We start from the raw sequence: 17,118 nt of genomic DNA on the forward strand, positions 1-17,118 counted from the left end.
CCAGACGCGGATCGGCCAGATTGACGTAACGGCGCACGAATTCCGGTGCGTTCGGATCTTGCGGGGCGAGGGCCATGTAGTTCTTGACTCCAGATAAGGATGCCGACGCGCCGCGCCGGCCGAAGGTTGTTTCAGTCGTTCATGCCAATTCGCACGGCGTGCTCAACGCGTGAGCGCCGCATTGGCCGGCGTGGAAGTCTCGACGCCGTCTTCGTGCGCAACGGCAATCGGCTCGTAGGGCAGGGCGCCGTCGAGGACGTTGTGCGCCCTCGCAAAGTCGACGTCTTTTTCCCACGCGGCAACGACCAGCGTCGCCACGCAGTTGCCCAGCAAGTTGGTAATCGCCCGGGCAATGCCCACGAACCAGTCTACCGGCAGGATCAACACCAGGCCGATGACGGGAATCGCCGGAATGGCCGCCAGCGTCGCCGCCAGGATCACGATCGCCGAACCCGGAATGCCATGCGCGCCCTTGGACGTGAGCAAGGACACGAGCACCACGAGGATCAGGTCGTGCGTGGACAGCGGCGTGTTCGTCGCCTGTGCAATGAAGATGACCGCCAGGGTCAGGTAGATGGAGAAGCCGTCGAGGTTGAAGGAGTAACCCGTGGGCACCACCAGACCGACCGTCGACTTCCTGATGCCCAGCCATTCGAGCTTGCGCATCACCGCCGGCAACACGGCGTCGGACGAGGCCGTGCCCAATACGATGGACAGCTCTTCACGGAAGTACTTGATGAACTTGAAGATGTTGAAGCCCGCCAGGCGCAACACCCCGCCGAGCACCACGGTCACGAAGACGAAGCAGCTCAGGTAGAACACGAGCACGAGCAAACCCAATTGCTTGAGCGACGCCGCGCCGTATTTGCCCGTGGTGAACGCCACCGCACCCAGCACGCCCAACGGCGCGAGCCGGATGATGAACGCCATCACGCGAAAAAAGACATGGCTCAGGTCTTCGATGAATCGGGCTACCGGCCGGCCACGCTCGCCGATGGCCGCCAACGCACACCCGAACATCACGGAGAACACGAGAATCTGCAGAATGTCGCCCTTGGCAAAGGCGTCGGTCACGGTGTTCGGAATGATCTTCAGCAAGAATCCCGCCGTATCCTTCAAGCTCTTCGCGTTCTCGGTGTACGCCGCCATCGCGCTCGGGTCGAGGCCGCGAACGTCAATGTTCATGCCCTCGCCAGGACGCGTGACCCACGCCAATACCGCGCCAATGACGAGCGCAAAGGTGGTGATGATCTCGAAATAGACGACGGCCTTCACACCCACGCGGCCCACCTTGCGCAAATCGCCCGCACTCGCCATTCCGCTTACCACCACGCAGAACACGATCGGGCCAATCACCATCTTGATCAACTTCAGGAAGCCATCGCCCAACGGACGCAACGACTCTGCCAACTGCGGAAACCAAATGCCGAGCGCCACACCCACTATCAACGCTAGGACGACTCGGCCAAACAACGAACGGAACAGCTTGGGCATGGTTTGTCTCCTGTGCCTGCGCAATCGCTCTCTTGCATTGCGCAATCTCTACGTTCTCTACGTCCGACGGACAACGCTCGGGGGCTGATTTCTGTACGGCGGCTTCTCGAACAACACATCGCCAACACCCTCGCACTTCCGGCTGCTTCAACAAGTCATACCGGTCTGACCAGTGGTGTTATGAGCAATATTAGAAAGCCAATATGGTGGGGTCAAGGCGCGTCTTCTGAGGGGATTCCCCAGGAATTGGACGCAAACGGGCCGCAAGTGGGGCGTCAAGTGGGGCGTCGAATGGGGCGTCGATTGGGGTGCAGATGGGTCGTAGATGGGCCGCAAATGGGCCGCAGACGGGCCGCAAATTGGCTGCAATTTGGCCTCGAACGGGGTCATCAAATGGCCGTCGGCGGAATGCCGTCTTCGGGCCGGAGACGCGGTTCCGGTCATGGAACCGGTGTCGTTCATGTCGCGTTGCGCCGGAACTTCGGTTTGCGCGCCGGGGTCGCATTTGCATCCGCCGCGCCCGCCTCGCGTGCGTGACGGTCCTTCGGCACGTATCGACAGGAGGCGCCATGCGAATGAAAGACACGGTTGTGCTGGTGACCGGCAGCGCGCAAGGCATCGGCCGCGCCATTGCCATTCGCCTCGCCCAGCAAGGCGCGCGTATCGTGGTGGAAGATCGCCAGGACAGCGCCATGGCGCAGCAGACGCTCGAAGCCGTGCGCACCGCCGGGAGCGACGGCTGCGTGATCGCCGGGGACGTCGGCAACGCGCAATGCGACCGTGCCATTGTCGAGCGGGCAGTCGCGAAGATGGGTCGCGTCGACGTGCTCGTCAACAATGCCGGCGTGGAAAGACGCGCCCCGTTTGTCGACGTCACCGAAGGGGATTACGACCTCGTGATGAACGTCAATCTCAAAGGCGCGTTTTTTCTCACGCAGGCGTTCGTGCGCCATTTGCGAGACACGAAGCGCGGCGGGCGCATCATCAACGTCAGCTCCGTTCACGAGGAACTGCCGTTTCCGCACTTCACGAGCTACTGCGCCAGCAAGGGCGGCATGAAGATGATGATGCGCAACCTCGCCATCGAGCTCGCGCCCCTCGGCATCACGGTCAACAACGTCGCGCCCGGCGCCGTCGGCACGGCGATCAACCAGCAACTGCTCGGCAACAAGGCGCAACGCGAAGCGCTCCTCGCCAATATTCCTCTCGGACGCCTCGCCGAGCCCGGCGAAGTCGCCAACGCGGTGCTGTTTCTCGCATCGCCCGAAGCCAGCTACGTGACTGGCACCACGCTGTTCGTCGACGGGGGGCTGCTCTGGAACTACGCGGAGCAATGACGATGACGCAGGCCGCACAGCGCACGCTCGCCGCCGGCGGCATGACGCCGGACGTCGCCCACTCGGCCCCCTCGGACGTGCTCTCACCCGCCGAGCGTTATCAGGAACTTTTCGTTGCGGTCCAGACGCAGCGCGTCTTTCCGGACAGCAAGACGTTCGTGGACTGTGTGCCCACGCGCGCGCCGCAGGAAGTGCTGCGCCGCTACCGCGAGGAGGCGGCGCAGCCCGGCTTCGATCTTTCGCGCTTCGTGGCGGCGCATTTCACGCTGGAGCGCACCCCGCCCAGCCACTATGTGTCGATCCCCGGGCAGGGGCTGGTCGAGCACATCGACGGGCTCTGGGACGTGCTCACGCGGCTGCCGCGCGCGCATCCGGCGCAAAGCTCGCTTCTGCCGCTGCCACAGCCCTATGTCGTGCCCGGCGGCCGCTTCCAGGAGCTCTATTACTGGGATTCGTACTTCACGATGCTCGGCCTCGCGCATAGCGGACGTCACGATCTGCTCGTGAACATGGCCGACAATTTCTCGTTCCTGATCGACACCTACGGTCACATTCCGAACGGCACCCGCACCTACTACCTGAGCCGTTCGCAACCCCCGGTGTACGGCCTGATGGTGGAACTGTTCGAGTCGCACGGGGTGGCGCGTGCGCTGCGCTATCTGCCGCATCTGGTGCGCGAATACCAATATTGGATGGAAGGCGAGGACGCGCTGGCCCCGGGACAGGCGCACGCCCATCTGGTCAGGCTGCCGGACGGCGCCCTGCTCAATCGCTACTGGGACGAGCGCGATACGCCGCGCGAGGAGGGCTATCTCGAAGACGTCAATACCGCCAGCCTCGCCCCCAAACGTGCCGCCGGCGAGGTCTACCGCGACCTGCGCGCGGGCGCCGAGTCGGGCTGGGACTTCAGCTCGCGCTGGCTTGACGATGAGAAGGATCTGTCCTCGATTCGCACGACCGCCATTCTGCCCGTCGACCTGAACAGCTTCCTGTATGCCACCGAAGTTCACATCGCCCGGCTCAGCGGCGCCGGCGGCGACGCTGGCGCCGCCCAGGCGTTCGCGCGACGGGCGCAGGCGCGCCGGGACGCCATGACGCGCTACCTCTGGCGCGACGATCCGGGCGCTTTCGTCGACTACGACTGGCAGCGCGGCGAGCAACGCCCGGCCCTGTCGGCCGCCATGGCCGCGCCGCTCTTCGTCGGCCTGGCCTCGGCCGAACAGGCGCGCCGCTCGGCGCGCACGATAGCCGGGTTCATGGTGGCGGCGGGCGGCTTGCGCACGACGCAGAGGTCGAGCCTCCAGCAATGGGACCCGCCCAACGGCTGGGCGCCGCTGCAGTGGATCGCCATTCGGGGCCTGCGCAGGTATGGGCAAGGCGCGCTCGCCAGCGACATCGCCCAGCGCTGGCTCTCGACGGTCGGCGCGCTCTACGCCCGCGAGAGCAAGCTCGTGGAGAAGTATTCGCTACATACGAGCGATGCAATGTGCGCCAGCGGCGGGGGCGGGGGCGAATATCCGCTGCAGGACGGCTTCGGCTGGACCAACGGCGTGGTGCGCCGGCTGCTCGGCGAACATCCGGACCACCACGCCCATCGCGTGGCCGCCGCGGGCCGCCCCGCGCGCAGCGGCGACGTCCGGTGAAGTCGAGCGAAGTGCCGCGAGGTGTCGTGAAGTGCAGCGAGGTGCAGTGAGACGCATGAGATGCATGAGACGCAATGAGGGGCAATGAGGGGCAATGAGGGGCGGCGCGCCGGCGGGAGTGAACCGGCAGGCGCGCCATTGCGGCCCCGGCGGTGCGGCGCAACGTGCGGCGCAACGTGCGGCGCGCCGGCCGCGCGGGAAGGCCAGCGCGGCGATGGCCGGGGCGGCTCTCCCGACGCAGGAAGGCCGGGGCGCGTGAGGGGATTTGGCGTCGTACAATGCGCCATACGTATCCCGCAATTCCAGTGAGGCCTCATGAAGCACTCGGCGCATGCCGTCACCGACGCCGCCGTCGCGACCATTCGCGAGCGCATCGAACGCCAGGTCTACCCGGCTGGCGCCATGCTGCCCTCGCAGCGCCAGCTCGCCGAAGAACTGGCCATCAGCCGCGCCTCGCTGCGCGAAGCGCTATCGACGCTCGAAGCGCTCGGCATGGTCGCAATCCGCCCGGGCAAGGGCGTGTACGTGAACGATGCCTCGGCGCGCGTCGGCGTGGCCTGGCGCTTCGCCGACCAGATCTCGCTTGCCGACACCTACCAGCTGCGCTACGCCCTCGAAGGCTTCGCCGCCCGTCTGGCCGCCCACGCCGCCAGCCACGAGGAGATCGAGTGGCTCACGGATAACGTCGAAACGATGAGGTCCGCGCTCATCGACGGCGATGTCGACACCGCCGCCCAGCTCGATTTCGCCTTCCACCTGCGCATCGTCGGACTGGCCGGCAACGGCGCGATCGCCGACATCCTGCGCGGCAGCACGGACATCGTCATGGAGAGCCAGCGCCTGCCGTTCTACCAGCGCGAACTCGTGCTTTCCACCTATCATGAACATCTGGAGATTCTCGAGGCCCTGCGCCGGCGCGACGGCGCCGCCGCAGGCAGTGCAATGGAGCGCCATATCGTGCTGGCGGCACAGCGGGCGGGCATTCACTTCCCTATCCCCTCTGCGTATTCGTCCGCCGGCAGCCTCCCCCCTCGTGAGAACGCAGAGCGTACTGGTGCCCCACACGTTCAGCTTTGAGAAGATCGGGATTTGCGCTATACTTTGAAGGTTTTAGTCATTTAACCCTCACCCTAGCGCCTACCCGCCCGACATCTCGTCCGCAGCCCGAGCATCCGCTGTGCGCATATTCCGCGCAATTCCGGTGCCCGCGCTGATGTCATCGCTAGCGGACGATGAGGCTGGCAGCCGGGGTGAACCCTTCAGGAGTTTCCCGTGCTGCCGTCATTCCCACCCGCCATTCTCGCGCTCGCTGACGGCACGGTCTTTCGTGGGTACGCCATTGGCGCTGCCGGTCACACCATCGGTGAAGTCGTTTTCAACACCGCCATCACCGGCTATCAGGAAATCCTCACCGACCCGAGCTATGCGCAACAGATCGTCACGCTGACGTATCCGCACATCGGTAACACGGGCGTCAACGGTGAAGACGTCGAAGCCACGAAAGTCCATGCCGCCGGCCTGATCATCAAGGATCTGCCGATCCTCGAATCGAACTTCCGCGCCGACAAGACCCTGTCGCAGTACCTGAAGGACGAAGGCGTGGTTGCCATCGCCGGTATCGACACCCGCCGTCTGACCCGTATCCTGCGCGAGAAGGGCGCCCAGAACGGTTGCATTCTCGCCGGCGACGACGAAGCGAAGGCCATCTCGCTCGCCCGGTCGTTTCCGGGCCTGGCCGGCATGGACCTCGCCAAGGTCGTCTCGACTACGGAAAAGTACTCGTGGACGCAGACGGAATGGCGCCTCGGCGAAGGCTACGGTGAGCAGAAGGATCCGAAATTCCACGTGGTCGCGCTCGACTACGGCGTCAAGCGCAACATCCTGCGCATGCTCGCCGAGCGCGGCTGCAAGGTCACGGTCCTGCCCGCCCAGAGCTCGGCTGACGACGTCTTCGCGCTCAACCCGGACGGCGTGTTCCTCTCGAACGGCCCCGGCGACCCCGAGCCGTGCGATTACGCCATTGCCGCCACGAAGACGTTTCTCGAGCGCCGCATTCCGACCTTCGGCATCTGCCTGGGCCACCAGATCATGGGCCTGGCCGTCGGCGCGAGGACGCTCAAGATGAAGACCGGCCACCACGGCGCCAACCATCCGGTCAAGGACCTCGCCACGGGCCGCGTCGTGATCACGTCGCAGAACCACGGCTTCGCCGTGGACGCCGACAGCCTGCCCGCCAACGCGCGCGTGTCGCATGTGTCGCTGTTCGACGGCACGCTGCAGGGCTTCGAGATGACGGACCGTCCGGCGTTCTGCTTCCAGGGCCACCCGGAAGCCTCGCCGGGCCCGCACGACATCGGCTACCTGTTCGACCGCTTCGTGCAGTCGATGGCCGACGCGAAGCAGCCGGCCTGACACCCGACGCAACGGCAATACGGACAAGGAAACGCGCACCATGCTTGGACACTCGCTCGGCATCGTCGACCTCTGGACCTATCTGGCCGGGGTTGTCGTCGTCATCCTGCTGCCGGGGCCGAATTCGCTCTACGTGCTTGCGGTCGCGGCGCAGCGCGGCGTGCGTCAAGGCTACGCGGGTGCATGCGGCGTGTTTCTCGGCGACACCATCCTGATGACGCTGGCTGCCGCCGGCGTGGCGTCGCTGCTGCACGCGCAGCCGGCGCTGTTCTTCGTGGTGAAGTACCTCGGGGCGGCCTATCTGTGCTGGATGGGGCTGAACATGCTGCGCGGCGCACTGGCCAACCTGCGGGCCGCGCGCGCCAATCCCGGCGCCCCGGTCGCGCCGCCCAGGCGCGTGGACGCCGATCACCCCTTCAGGCGGGCGCTGTTCATCAGCCTGCTCAACCCGAAGGCGATCCTGTTCTGCGTGTCGTTCTTCATCCAGTTCGTCGACCCGGGTTATGCCTATCCGGCCGTCTCGTTCGCGGTGCTCGGCGCGATCGTACAGACCTTCAGTTTCCTTTATCTGAGCACGCTGATCCTGGTCGGTTACCGCCTGGCCGCGCACTTCCGGGCACGTCGCCGGTTGAGCGCCGGGGCAACCGGCGGCGTGGGCGCGCTGTTCGTCGGCTTCGGTGTGAAGCTCGCGACCGCGACGCTGAGTTAAATTTTTGTTGAGAACGTTATGCCAAAGCGCACAGACATCAAGAGCATCCTCATCATCGGCGCCGGCCCGATCATCATCGGTCAGGCATGCGAGTTCGACTATTCGGGCGCACAGGCCTGCAAGGCGCTGCGCGAGGAAGGCTACAAGGTCATTCTGATCAACAGCAACCCGGCCACGATCATGACCGACCCGGATACGGCCGATGTCACCTACATCGAGCCGATCACCTGGGAAGTCGTCGAGCGCATCATCGCCAAGGAACGCCCGGATGCCATCCTGCCGACGATGGGCGGCCAGACCGCGCTCAACTGCGCGCTCGACCTGCATCGCCACGGTGTGCTCGACAAGTACAAGGTGGAACTGATCGGCGCCTCGCCGGAAGCCATCGACAAGGCCGAAGACCGTCTGAAGTTCAAGGACGCAATGACCAAGATTGGTCTCGGTTCGGCCAAGTCGGGCATTGCCCATTCGATGGAGGAGGCGCTTGCCGTGCAGGCGCAGATCGCCGCGGAAATCGGCGGCAGCGGCTACCCGATGGTGATCCGCCCGTCGTTCACGCTCGGCGGCTCGGGCGGCGGCATCGCCTACAACCGCGAAGAGTTCGAAGAGATCTGCAAGCGCGGCCTGGACCTCTCGCCCACGCGCGAACTGCTCATCGAAGAGTCGCTGCTCGGCTGGAAAGAATACGAGATGGAGGTCGTGCGCGATCGCGCCGATAACTGCATCATCGTCTGCTCGATCGAAAACCTCGACCCGATGGGCGTGCACACCGGCGACTCGATCACCGTGGCGCCGGCCCAGACGCTCACCGACAAGGAATACCAGCTGCTGCGCAACGCCTCGCTCGCGGTGCTGCGCGAGATCGGCGTGGAGACGGGCGGCTCGAACGTCCAGTTCTCGATCAACCCGAAGGACGGCCGCATGGTCGTCATCGAAATGAACCCGCGCGTGTCGCGCTCGTCGGCGCTTGCCTCGAAGGCCACCGGCTTCCCGATCGCGAAGGTCGCCGCCAAGCTGGCCGTGGGCTACACGCTCGATGAATTGCGCAACGAGATCACGGGCGGCGCCACGCCGGCGTCGTTTGAGCCGACCATCGACTATGTGGTGACCAAGGTGCCGCGCTTTGCCTTCGAGAAGTTCCGCGAAGCCGACGCCCGCCTGACCACGCAGATGAAGTCGGTCGGTGAGGTGATGGCCATGGGCCGCACGTTCCAGGAATCGTTCCAGAAGGCCTTGCGCGGCCTCGAAGTCGGCGTGGACGGCCTGGACGAGAAGTCGACCGATCGCGACGAGATCGTGGCCGAAATCGGCGAGCCGGGCCCGGACCGCATCTGGTACGTCGGCGACGCATTCCGCATCGGCATGAGCCTCGACGAGGTCTACGCCGAGACGAGCATCGATCCGTGGTTCCTCGCCCAGATCGAGGCCATCGTCAAGAAGGAAAAGGCGCTGGCCGGGCGCACGCTGGAGAGCCTGAGCACCGAAGAGCTTCGCTTTCTCAAGCAGAGCGGCTTCTCGGACCGCCGCCTGGCCAAGCTGCTGGGCACCGATCAGACCGCCGTGCGCCGTGCGCGCATCGCGCAGAAGGTTCGCCCGGTCTACAAGCGCGTGGATACCTGCGCCGCCGAATTCGCGACCAACACTGCTTACATGTACTCGACCTACGAGCAGGAGTGCGAAGCGAAGCCGACCGACAAGAAGAAGATCATGGTGCTCGGCGGCGGCCCGAACCGTATCGGCCAGGGTATCGAGTTCGACTACTGCTGCGTGCATGCCGCGCTCGCGCTGCGCGAAGACGGGTACGAGACCATCATGGTTAACTGCAACCCGGAGACCGTGTCGACCGACTATGACACGTCGGACCGCCTGTATTTCGAGCCCGTCACGCTCGAAGACGTGCTGGAAATCGTCGACCTCGAGAAGCCGGTCGGCGTGATCGTCCAGTACGGCGGCCAGACGCCGCTCAAGCTCGCCCTCGATCTCGAGGCGAACGGCGTGCCCATCGTCGGCACGAGCCCGGACATGATCGACGCGGCCGAAGACCGCGAGCGCTTCCAGAAGCTGCTGCAGGACCTCGGCCTGCGTCAGCCGCCGAACCGCACGGCGCGCACGGAAGACGAAGCACTCGTGCTTGCCGCCGAAATCGGCTATCCGCTGGTGGTGCGTCCGTCCTACGTGCTGGGCGGGCGCGCCATGGAGATCGTGCACGAGCCGCGTGACCTCGAGCGCTACATGCGCGAGGCCGTCAAGGTGAGCAACGACAGCCCGGTGCTGCTCGATCGCTTCCTCGACGACGCGATCGAGTGCGACGTCGACTGTATCTCGGATGGCAACGACGTCTATATCGGCGGCGTGATGGAGCATATCGAGCAGGCAGGCGTGCACTCGGGCGACTCGGCCTGCTCGCTGCCGCCGTATTCGCTGTCGGCCGACACGGTCGCCGAACTCAAGCGCCAGACGGCCGCGATGGCCAAGGCCCTGAACGTGGTCGGCCTGATGAACGTGCAGTTCGCGATTCAGCAAGGCAACGGTGTGGACACGATCTACGTGCTCGAAGTGAATCCGCGCGCCTCGCGCACGGTACCGTATGTCTCGAAGGCCACCGGCCGCCAGCTCGCGAAGATCGCCGCGCGTGCGATGGTCGGCCAGTCGCTCAAGTCGCAGAACGTGACGAGCGAAGTGACGCCGCCATACTACAGCGTCAAGGAAGCGGTGTTCCCGTTCGTGAAATTTCCGGGCGTCGATCCGGTGCTCGGACCGGAAATGCGCTCGACCGGCGAGGTGATGGGCGTAGGCCGCACGTTCGGCGAAGCGCTTTTCAAGTCGCAACTGGCCGCGGGCTCGCGTCTGCCGGCCTCGGGCACGGTGCTGCTCACGGTCAAGGACGCCGACAAGCCGCGCGCGGTCGAAGTCGCGCGCATGCTGCACGCGCTGGGCTACCCGATCGTGGCCACGCGCGGCACGGCAGCCGCCATCGAGGCGGCCGGCATCCCGGTGCGCGTGGTCAACAAGGTGAAGGACGGCCGTCCGCATATCGTCGACATGATCAAGAACGGCGAAATCGCGCTGGTCTTCACGACCGTGGACGAAACGCGCACGGCGATCGCCGATTCGCGCTCGATCCGTATGTCGGCGCAGGCACACAAGGTCACGTACTACACGACGATCTCGGGCGCCCGCGCCGCCGTGGAAGGTCTGAAGTATCTGCAGAATCTGGAGGTCTATGACCTGCAGAGTCTGCACGCCCAGTTGCCGGCCGGAACGCCGGCGGCCTGAGGGCCGACAGCCCGGCGGCGGTCCGCCGCGCCGGGCGACGTCGCAGCATGATGGCGCACCGCCGGGGAACTGATCCGGCAAAGGTGCGCCAAATACGTTTGTGAATGGCGCGAGGGCTCGGAGGTGCCGGATGACCCTGCCGGTTGGCAGCGCCGGCAACTCTGCTACACTAGCGCCATATAGGTGTCACAGCCGCGGTCAAGCGGCGTTCGCGAAAAGTGCGAATGCGGCTTTGCTGCGGCAATTTTTTTGTCTTTCGGAACAACGCGCATGAGTACCATTCCTCTGACCAAGCGGGGCGCCGAGCTGCTCAAGGATGAGCTGCACCGCCTGAAGACCGTCGAACGTCCGAACGTGATCACTGCGATTGCTGAAGCCCGTGCGCAGGGTGATCTGTCGGAAAACGCGGAATACGATGCCGCCAAGGAAAAGCAGGGCTTTATCGAGGGGCGCATTGCCGAGCTCGAGTCGAAACTGTCCGCGGCGCAGATCATCGATCCGGCGGCGCTCGACGCCGAAGGCCGCGTGGTGTTTGCCGCGACCGTCGAACTCGAAGACCTCGAGAGCGGCGGCACGGTGCAGTACCAGATCGTCGGCGACGACGAAGCAGACCTCGAGCACGGCAAGATCTCGGTGAGTTCGCCGATCGCGCGTGCGCTCATTGGCAAGTACGCGGGCGATGTGGCCGAAGTGCAGGCCCCGAGCGGCGTGCGCGAGTACGAGATCATCGATGTCCGCTACGTCTGACGCGTCCGGCGGCGCGCCCCGGCTGGAGCGATTGTTCCGCCTGATCGCCACCGTCTGGTGCGGAAGCCAGTGGGCAATCGGCTATATCGTCGCGCCCACGCTCTTTGCCGTTCTGGAGTCTCGCACGGTCGCCGGCACGGTCGCCGGCAGGCTGTTTCACACGCAGGCGTGGCTCAGCCTGGTGTGCGGCGCGCTGCTCGTCTGGCTCGCCACGGCGCTCATCGCGCGCTCGGGCGACGCCGGCGTGGCGCGCGGCTACCGCGTGTTGCGCTGGCTGGCGGCGGCCATGGTGGTCTGCGTGCTGGTCAGCTGGTTCGGCCTGCAGCCGTTCATGGCGGATCTGCGCGCGCAGGCCGAAGCGGCGGGCGTAGAGATCGGTCAGTCGGCCTTCGCGGCGCGCTTCGGCATGCTGCACGGCATTTCGAGCGGCATCTATCTGGTGCAGAGCCTGCTCGGTGTCGTTTTCATCTGGCGTCAGCCGGTGCGCGGCTAAATGCCGCGGGGCGAGGGGGCAGGCCCCGGTGGGGCGCCACGATTTCCCTCGTCCATGAAAAAACGCGCCCGACATTGTCCGGGCGCGTTCTTTTGTGGGGGTGACGGCGGAGACTGACGTGGCGAACGACGTCCTTCAGTCGTTGCGCTGGCGCTTCACGCTGGTCTGGCGCTTCTTGGCGCGCTTGACGATGCCCCCCGCGGTCATGCGCTGGTTGCCGGCCACCGTGACCTTCTTGACGGTGGGGCGGCGGCCCGAATGCGGGCTGCTCTTGACGACGGTGACCGTGCGCGGCGCCCGCCCCTTGACCGTGGCGCCCGTGCCGCCGGACTTGCCACGGACGGGCGTCGAGTCTTCGTCCGGGGTGGGGCGGTAGAGCACGAGCAGCTTGCCGATGTGTTGCACCGGCGCGGCGCCGAGCTGGTCGCAAATGGTTTCGTAGATGGCAACGCGCGTGTCGCGTTCGTCGCCGAATACACGCACCTTGATCAGTTCGTGGGCCTTCAGGGCGCCGTCGATTTCCTTGAGCACCGCCGGCGTCAAGCCGTCGGCGCCGATCAGAACAACGGGATTCAGCGCATGGGCGGCGGAGCGCAAGTCGGCGCGTTGCGCCGGGGTCAGGGTCAAAGCGGGCATAGAAGACAGACGAGACAAACGAGTTAGGATGCGCCCTCGGGCGGCGGCCGGGAATTCCGGAGTTACCGGGCCGGCTCGCGGATTTTAGGCGCGCAAGGGCGTATTATCCTGCAAAAATGCAGTGTTTTTGAAGAATTATGGCAAAAAACCGTTTCAGCCACGCCTGGCTGCATGATCACATCAACGATCCCTACGTCAAAATGGCGCAGCGCGAGGGCTATCGCGCCCGCGCCGCATACAAACTCAAGGAGATCGACGAACAGGACCGGCTGATCAGGCCTGGACAGGTGGTTGTCGATCTGGGCGCCACGCCCGGCAGCTGGAGCCAGTACGTGCGCAACAAGCTGGCGGCCGGCAAGCGCGTGGACGGCGGCATCGACGGCACCATCATCGCCATGGACATCCTGCCGATGGAGCCGATCGCCGACGTGACCTTCCTGCAGGGCGACTTTCGCGAGGACAGCGTGCTCGAGGCGCTGGAGGAAATCGTGGCGGGGCGCAAAGTCGACCTTGTGCTTTCCGACATGGCCCCCAACTTGTCAGGGGTCGCAGTGGCCGACGCCGCGCGAATCGAGCATCTGTGCGATCTGGCGCTCGAGTTTGCGCAACGGCACCTGAAACCGGAGGGAGCGTTGCTGGTCAAATGTTTTCACGGCAGTGGCTACAGCCAGATCGTCGAAAAATTCAAACGCCAGTTCAAAACCGTGGCGCCGCGCAAGCCGAAGGCGTCCCGAGACAAATCTTCCGAAACGTTCATTCTTGGACGGGGTTTGAAAAATCCGGCTTGATGCCCGTCAAACCGGCGCACTGGCGCTATGGTGGCGGTAAAGAATCACTATGGCGGTGCGCCTGCGAGTGGATTAGAATGAATTCCTGGCGCGAAGCGATTTCATGAAGGAGCAACGCTTTGAACAATAATATGTTTTCCAAAGCGGCGGTGTGGTTAGTCATCGCGCTAGTCTTGTTTACTGTTTTTAAACAGTTCGACAAGCCGCACGTCCAGGAGGGCGTGACGTACTCCCAGTTCATGGACGATGCCAAGAACGGCAAGATCAAGAACGTGGTGGTGCAAGGGCGCAACCTTCAGGTCACGCCCAGCGACGGTCAGAAGTACACCATTGTGTCGCCGGGTGACATCTGGATGGTCGGCGACCTCATGAAGTACGGCGTTCAGGTGTCGGGCAAGGCCGACGACGAACCGAACGTGCTCATGTCCGCGCTCTACTACCTCGGGCCGACGCTGCTCATCATCGGATTCTGGTTCTACATGATGCGACAGATGCAGGGCGGGGGTAAGGGCGGCGCCTTTTCCTTCGGCAAGTCCCGCGCGCGCCTCATCGACGAGAATGCCAATCCGGTCACCTTCGCCGACGTCGCCGGCTGCGACGAAGCCAAGTACGAAGTCGGCGAACTGGTCGACTTTCTGAAAGACCCCCAGAAGTTCCAGAAACTCGGCGGCCGCATTCCGCGCGGTGTGCTGCTCGTCGGCCCGCCGGGAACCGGTAAGACGCTGCTCGCGCGCGCCATTGCGGGCGAAGCCAAGGTGCCGTTCTTCAGCATCTCGGGTTCGGACTTCGTGGAAATGTTCGTCGGCGTGGGCGCTGCCCGTGTGCGCGACATGTTCGAGAACGCGAAGAAGCAGTCGCCGTGTATCGTGTTCATCGACGAAATCGACGCGGTGGGCCGCCATCGCGGCGCCGGCATGGGCGGCGGCAACGACGAGCGTGAACAGACGCTGAACCAGATGCTCGTGGAGATGGACGGCTTCGAAGCCAACTCGGGCGTGATCGTGATTGCCGCGACCAACCGCTCGGACGTGCTCGACAAGGCGCTGCTGCGTCCGGGCCGCTTCGACCGTCAGGTCTACGTCGGTCTGCCGGACATCCGCGGCCGCGAGCAGATCCTGAAGGTCCACCTGCGCAAGGTGCCGATCGCCAACGACGTGGACGCGTCGGTCATCGCCCGCGGCACGCCTGGCATGTCGGGCGCCGATCTGGCCAACCTGGTGAACGAAGCTGCGCTGTTCGCGGCGCGCCGTAACAAGCGCATCGTCGAAATGCTGGACTTCGAAGACGCAAAGGACAAGATTTTCATGGGGCCGGAGCGCAAGTCGGCCGTGATGCGCGACGAGGAGCGTCGTGCCACCGCCTACCACGAGTCGGGCCATGCCGTGGTCGCCATGCTGCTGCCGGAAGCCGATCCGGTGCACAAGGTCACGATCATCCCGCGCGGCTGGGCGCTTGGTCTGACGATGCAGTTGCCGGAACACGACAAGTACTCCGAGTATCGCGACACGATGCTCACGCAGATCGCCATTCTGTTTGGCGGTCGTGCGGCCGAAGAGGTGTTCATCAACAAGATGTCGACCGGTGCGTCGAACGACTTCGAGCGCGCTACCAAGCTCGCCCGCGACATGGTGACCCGCTACGGCATGTCGGACGCCTTGGGTCCGATGGTCTACGTCGACACGGAGCAAGACTCGGTGTTTGGCCGCATGTCGGCCAAATCGGTCTCGGAGGCCACGCAGCAGAAGGTCGATGCGGAAGTTCGCCGTATCCTGGACGAACAGTACGCGCTGGCCAAGAAACTGCTGGAAGACAACCGCGAAAAGGTCGAGTCGATGACCCAGGCCCTGATGGAGTGGGAGACGATCGACGGCGATCAGATCAACGACATCATGGAAGGCCGTCCGCCGCGTCCGCCCAAGAGCGGTCCCACGAGCGGCGGCGCTTCGGGCGGCAATCCGCCGCTCAAGCCCAGCAGCACCCCGGCAACCGTCTAAGCGGTCGCCATCTCCAGAAAGGCCGGCATTTGCCGGCCTTTTTGCATGTTGGCGGACGAGATGAACGGCAGGTAATGGGTAACGGGCAATGGGTAACGGGCGGGGGCGATGACCGGGTGATGGATAGAGCGTGGGAGAGCATCAGAGGGGGGGGGAAGGATGGGTGAGGGAAGTGACGGGGGAGGGCGGGCGGCGACCCGCGGCACCCCGCGGCGCAAACCGTAGCGTGCGCCGGAAATCAAGGAAACACGGTGTTACCGAGTGTTTCTGCCGTCGATGCGAGGCGCGATTCCGGTAACATTACGGCCATACACCGGGCGATACACCGGGCGATACACCGGGCCATACACCGAGCCACGCCGGAGACCAGGCCGCGTATGGATCGGGCGTGTGGGCCGCGCCACTGGTGCTGCTGGTGTCCCGGCCGCACTCCGGCCGCACTCCGACTTACCGAACCACGAGCTTCCGAATGTCCACAGAGCCATTGCCCACCACCGCATCGCTATCTCCGGCGGCCCCGGTCGCCGACGATGGGGCGCCATCCGGCGGTGAGCCGTCGGACGCCCCCGCTAGCCCTGCCAGGCCCGACACGTTGCGGCTCGGCCCGCGCTTCGCGCTGGACGCCCGCCGCGTCCACGTCATGGGCATCCTGAACGTGACCCCCGACTCGTTTTCCGATGGCGGGCGCTTCGTCGCCCGCGACGCCGCCCTGCGCCATGCGGAGCAGCTCATCGCCGACGGTGCGGACATTCTCGACATTGGCGGCGAATCGACCCGTCCGGGCGCCGAAGCGCTGCCTGAGGACGCCGAGCTGGAGCGCGTGGTGCCGATCGTCGAAGCGCTGCGCGATTGCGGCGTGCCGCTCTCGGTCGACACGTACAAGCCCGGCGTGATGCGGGCGGTGCTCGCCGCGGGCGCCGACATGATCAACGACATTTGGGGCTTTCAGCAGCCGGGCGCCATCGACGCGGTCCGCGACAGCGAAGCCGCGCTGTGCATCATGCACATGCTGCACGACCCCAAGACGATGCAGGACGCACCGATCTATACCGACGTCGTGACCGAAGTTGCGGCGTTTCTCGACGGACGCGTCGACGCAATGCTCGCGGCCGGTGTCGCACCGCAGCGTCTTTATCTCGATCCCGGGTTCGGCTTCGGGAAGAATCTCGCGCATAATCTCGCCTTGCTCAAACACCTTCGGGTGCTCTCGCGCGACGGTTTGCCGCTGCTCGTGGGGATGTCGCGCAAGCGCATGCTAGGCGAGATCACGGGACGCGAGACGCCGACGCAGCGTCGCGCGGCGAGCGTGGCCGCAGCGATATGCGCCGCGCAACAGGGCGCGGCCATCGTTCGCGTGCATGACGTCGCCGAAACCGTCGACGCGCTCAAGGTATGGCAGGCCGTGCGCAACGCCGGGTGAGCTGGCGGGTGAGCCCAGCGGCACGGCGAAACGGAGCAAGTCCGTCAGGCGGGGACCGAACGGGGACGCTGCGCGGCGAAAATGGCGGCGCGCCGCCCAAGGGCCTTCACCTCTGACGGCGCAAGACACGACGAAAAAGAAGGACGCGCGCCAAGGGATTGTCGTCTCT

General features: G+C 65.1%; 13 protein-coding genes. 11 read left to right on the top strand and 2 right to left on the bottom strand.

Annotation, left to right across the window (positions count from 1 at the left end):
* Nucleotides 1-162: 162 nt before the first annotated feature.
* Complete coding sequence (locus PNO31109_RS17660; RefSeq protein ID WP_150556777.1) at nt 163-1,494, bottom strand: C4-dicarboxylate transporter DctA; 1,332 nt, start codon at nt 1,492-1,494, stop codon at nt 163-165.
* 575 nt (nt 1,495-2,069) lie between these two features.
* Between PNO31109_RS17660 and PNO31109_RS17665 the strand changes: the two genes are divergently transcribed.
* The 8 genes from PNO31109_RS17665 (at nt 2,070) to PNO31109_RS17700 (ending at nt 12,111) form a co-directional block, all read left to right on the top strand.
* Entirely contained in the window at nt 2,070-2,831 is a 762-nt protein-coding gene (locus PNO31109_RS17665) for an SDR family NAD(P)-dependent oxidoreductase (RefSeq protein WP_217433190.1), read from the top strand.
* A gap of 2 nt (nt 2,832-2,833) precedes the next feature.
* Entirely contained in the window at nt 2,834-4,474 is a 1,641-nt protein-coding gene (treF, locus tag PNO31109_RS17670; protein WP_306440562.1) for an alpha,alpha-trehalase TreF, read from the top strand.
* 315 nt (nt 4,475-4,789) lie between these two features.
* Nucleotides 4,790-5,551 carry a FadR/GntR family transcriptional regulator gene (locus tag PNO31109_RS17675; protein ID WP_150556780.1) on the top strand — a complete coding sequence of 254 codons (762 nt, stop codon included), beginning with the start codon at nt 4,790-4,792 and terminating at the stop codon, nt 5,549-5,551.
* Between the two features lie 195 nt (nt 5,552-5,746).
* Nucleotides 5,747-6,886, top strand: coding sequence for a glutamine-hydrolyzing carbamoyl-phosphate synthase small subunit (gene carA, locus PNO31109_RS17680; protein ID WP_150556781.1), 1,140 nt, complete (start codon nt 5,747-5,749; stop codon nt 6,884-6,886).
* A gap of 40 nt (nt 6,887-6,926) precedes the next feature.
* Nucleotides 6,927-7,595: a leucine efflux protein LeuE gene (leuE, locus tag PNO31109_RS17685; RefSeq protein ID WP_150556782.1), complete on the top strand. Its 669-nt coding sequence runs from the start codon at nt 6,927-6,929 to the stop codon at nt 7,593-7,595.
* Between the two features lie 18 nt (nt 7,596-7,613).
* Nucleotides 7,614-10,871: a carbamoyl-phosphate synthase large subunit gene (gene carB / locus PNO31109_RS17690; RefSeq protein ID WP_150556783.1), complete on the top strand. Its 3,258-nt coding sequence runs from the start codon at nt 7,614-7,616 to the stop codon at nt 10,869-10,871.
* Between the two features lie 270 nt (nt 10,872-11,141).
* Nucleotides 11,142-11,618, top strand: a complete 477-nt coding sequence (greA, locus tag PNO31109_RS17695; RefSeq protein WP_150556784.1) for a transcription elongation factor GreA — start codon at nt 11,142-11,144, stop codon at nt 11,616-11,618.
* Nucleotides 11,602-12,111 (top strand): DUF4149 domain-containing protein, encoded by a 510-nt coding sequence (locus tag PNO31109_RS17700; protein WP_150556785.1) that lies wholly within the window; start codon nt 11,602-11,604, stop codon nt 12,109-12,111. The genes greA and PNO31109_RS17700 overlap by 17 nt, the downstream gene beginning before the upstream one ends.
* Nucleotides 12,112-12,246: 135 nt before the next feature.
* Here the strand turns inward: PNO31109_RS17700 and yhbY are convergent, their stop codons facing one another.
* On the bottom strand, nt 12,247-12,747 hold the full coding sequence (gene yhbY / locus PNO31109_RS17705; RefSeq protein WP_150556786.1) for a ribosome assembly RNA-binding protein YhbY: 501 nt from the start codon (nt 12,745-12,747) through the stop codon (nt 12,247-12,249).
* 137 nt (nt 12,748-12,884) lie between these two features.
* Here yhbY and PNO31109_RS17710 point away from each other — a divergent pair, with 137 nt between their 5' ends.
* From PNO31109_RS17710 to folP, 3 genes are all read left to right on the top strand, one after another.
* Nucleotides 12,885-13,535 (top strand): RlmE family RNA methyltransferase, encoded by a 651-nt coding sequence (locus PNO31109_RS17710; protein ID WP_150556787.1) that lies wholly within the window; start codon nt 12,885-12,887, stop codon nt 13,533-13,535.
* Between the two features lie 119 nt (nt 13,536-13,654).
* Complete coding sequence (ftsH, locus tag PNO31109_RS17715; protein WP_150556788.1) at nt 13,655-15,529, top strand: ATP-dependent zinc metalloprotease FtsH; 1,875 nt, start codon at nt 13,655-13,657, stop codon at nt 15,527-15,529.
* 640 nt (nt 15,530-16,169) lie between these two features.
* Entirely contained in the window at nt 16,170-16,949 is a 780-nt protein-coding gene (folP, locus tag PNO31109_RS17720; protein ID WP_241013987.1) for a dihydropteroate synthase, read from the top strand.
* Nucleotides 16,950-17,118: the final 169 nt, after the last annotated feature.

It is taken from the genome of Pandoraea nosoerga, assembly GCF_902459585.1.
GTDB lineage: Bacteria > Pseudomonadota > Gammaproteobacteria > Burkholderiales > Burkholderiaceae > Pandoraea > Pandoraea nosoerga.

Coding starts and splice junctions, on each gene's coding strand:
- PNO31109_RS17660 (WP_150556777.1), bottom strand. CDS start 1,494: ATGCCCAAGCTGTTCCGTTCGTTGTTTGGCCGAGTCGTCCTAGCGTTG.
- PNO31109_RS17665 (WP_217433190.1), top strand. CDS start 2,070: ATGAAAGACACGGTTGTGCTGGTGACCGGCAGCGCGCAAGGCATCGGC.
- greA (WP_150556784.1), top strand. CDS start 11,142: ATGAGTACCATTCCTCTGACCAAGCGGGGCGCCGAGCTGCTCAAGGAT.
- folP (WP_241013987.1), top strand. CDS start 16,170: ATGGGCATCCTGAACGTGACCCCCGACTCGTTTTCCGATGGCGGGCGC.
- PNO31109_RS17700 (WP_150556785.1), top strand. CDS start 11,602: ATGTCCGCTACGTCTGACGCGTCCGGCGGCGCGCCCCGGCTGGAGCGA.
- PNO31109_RS17675 (WP_150556780.1), top strand. CDS start 4,790: ATGAAGCACTCGGCGCATGCCGTCACCGACGCCGCCGTCGCGACCATT.
- leuE (WP_150556782.1), top strand. CDS start 6,927: ATGCTTGGACACTCGCTCGGCATCGTCGACCTCTGGACCTATCTGGCC.
- treF (WP_306440562.1), top strand. CDS start 2,834: ATGACGCAGGCCGCACAGCGCACGCTCGCCGCCGGCGGCATGACGCCG.
- carB (WP_150556783.1), top strand. CDS start 7,614: ATGCCAAAGCGCACAGACATCAAGAGCATCCTCATCATCGGCGCCGGC.
- yhbY (WP_150556786.1), bottom strand. CDS start 12,747: ATGCCCGCTTTGACCCTGACCCCGGCGCAACGCGCCGACTTGCGCTCC.
- PNO31109_RS17710 (WP_150556787.1), top strand. CDS start 12,885: ATGGCAAAAAACCGTTTCAGCCACGCCTGGCTGCATGATCACATCAAC.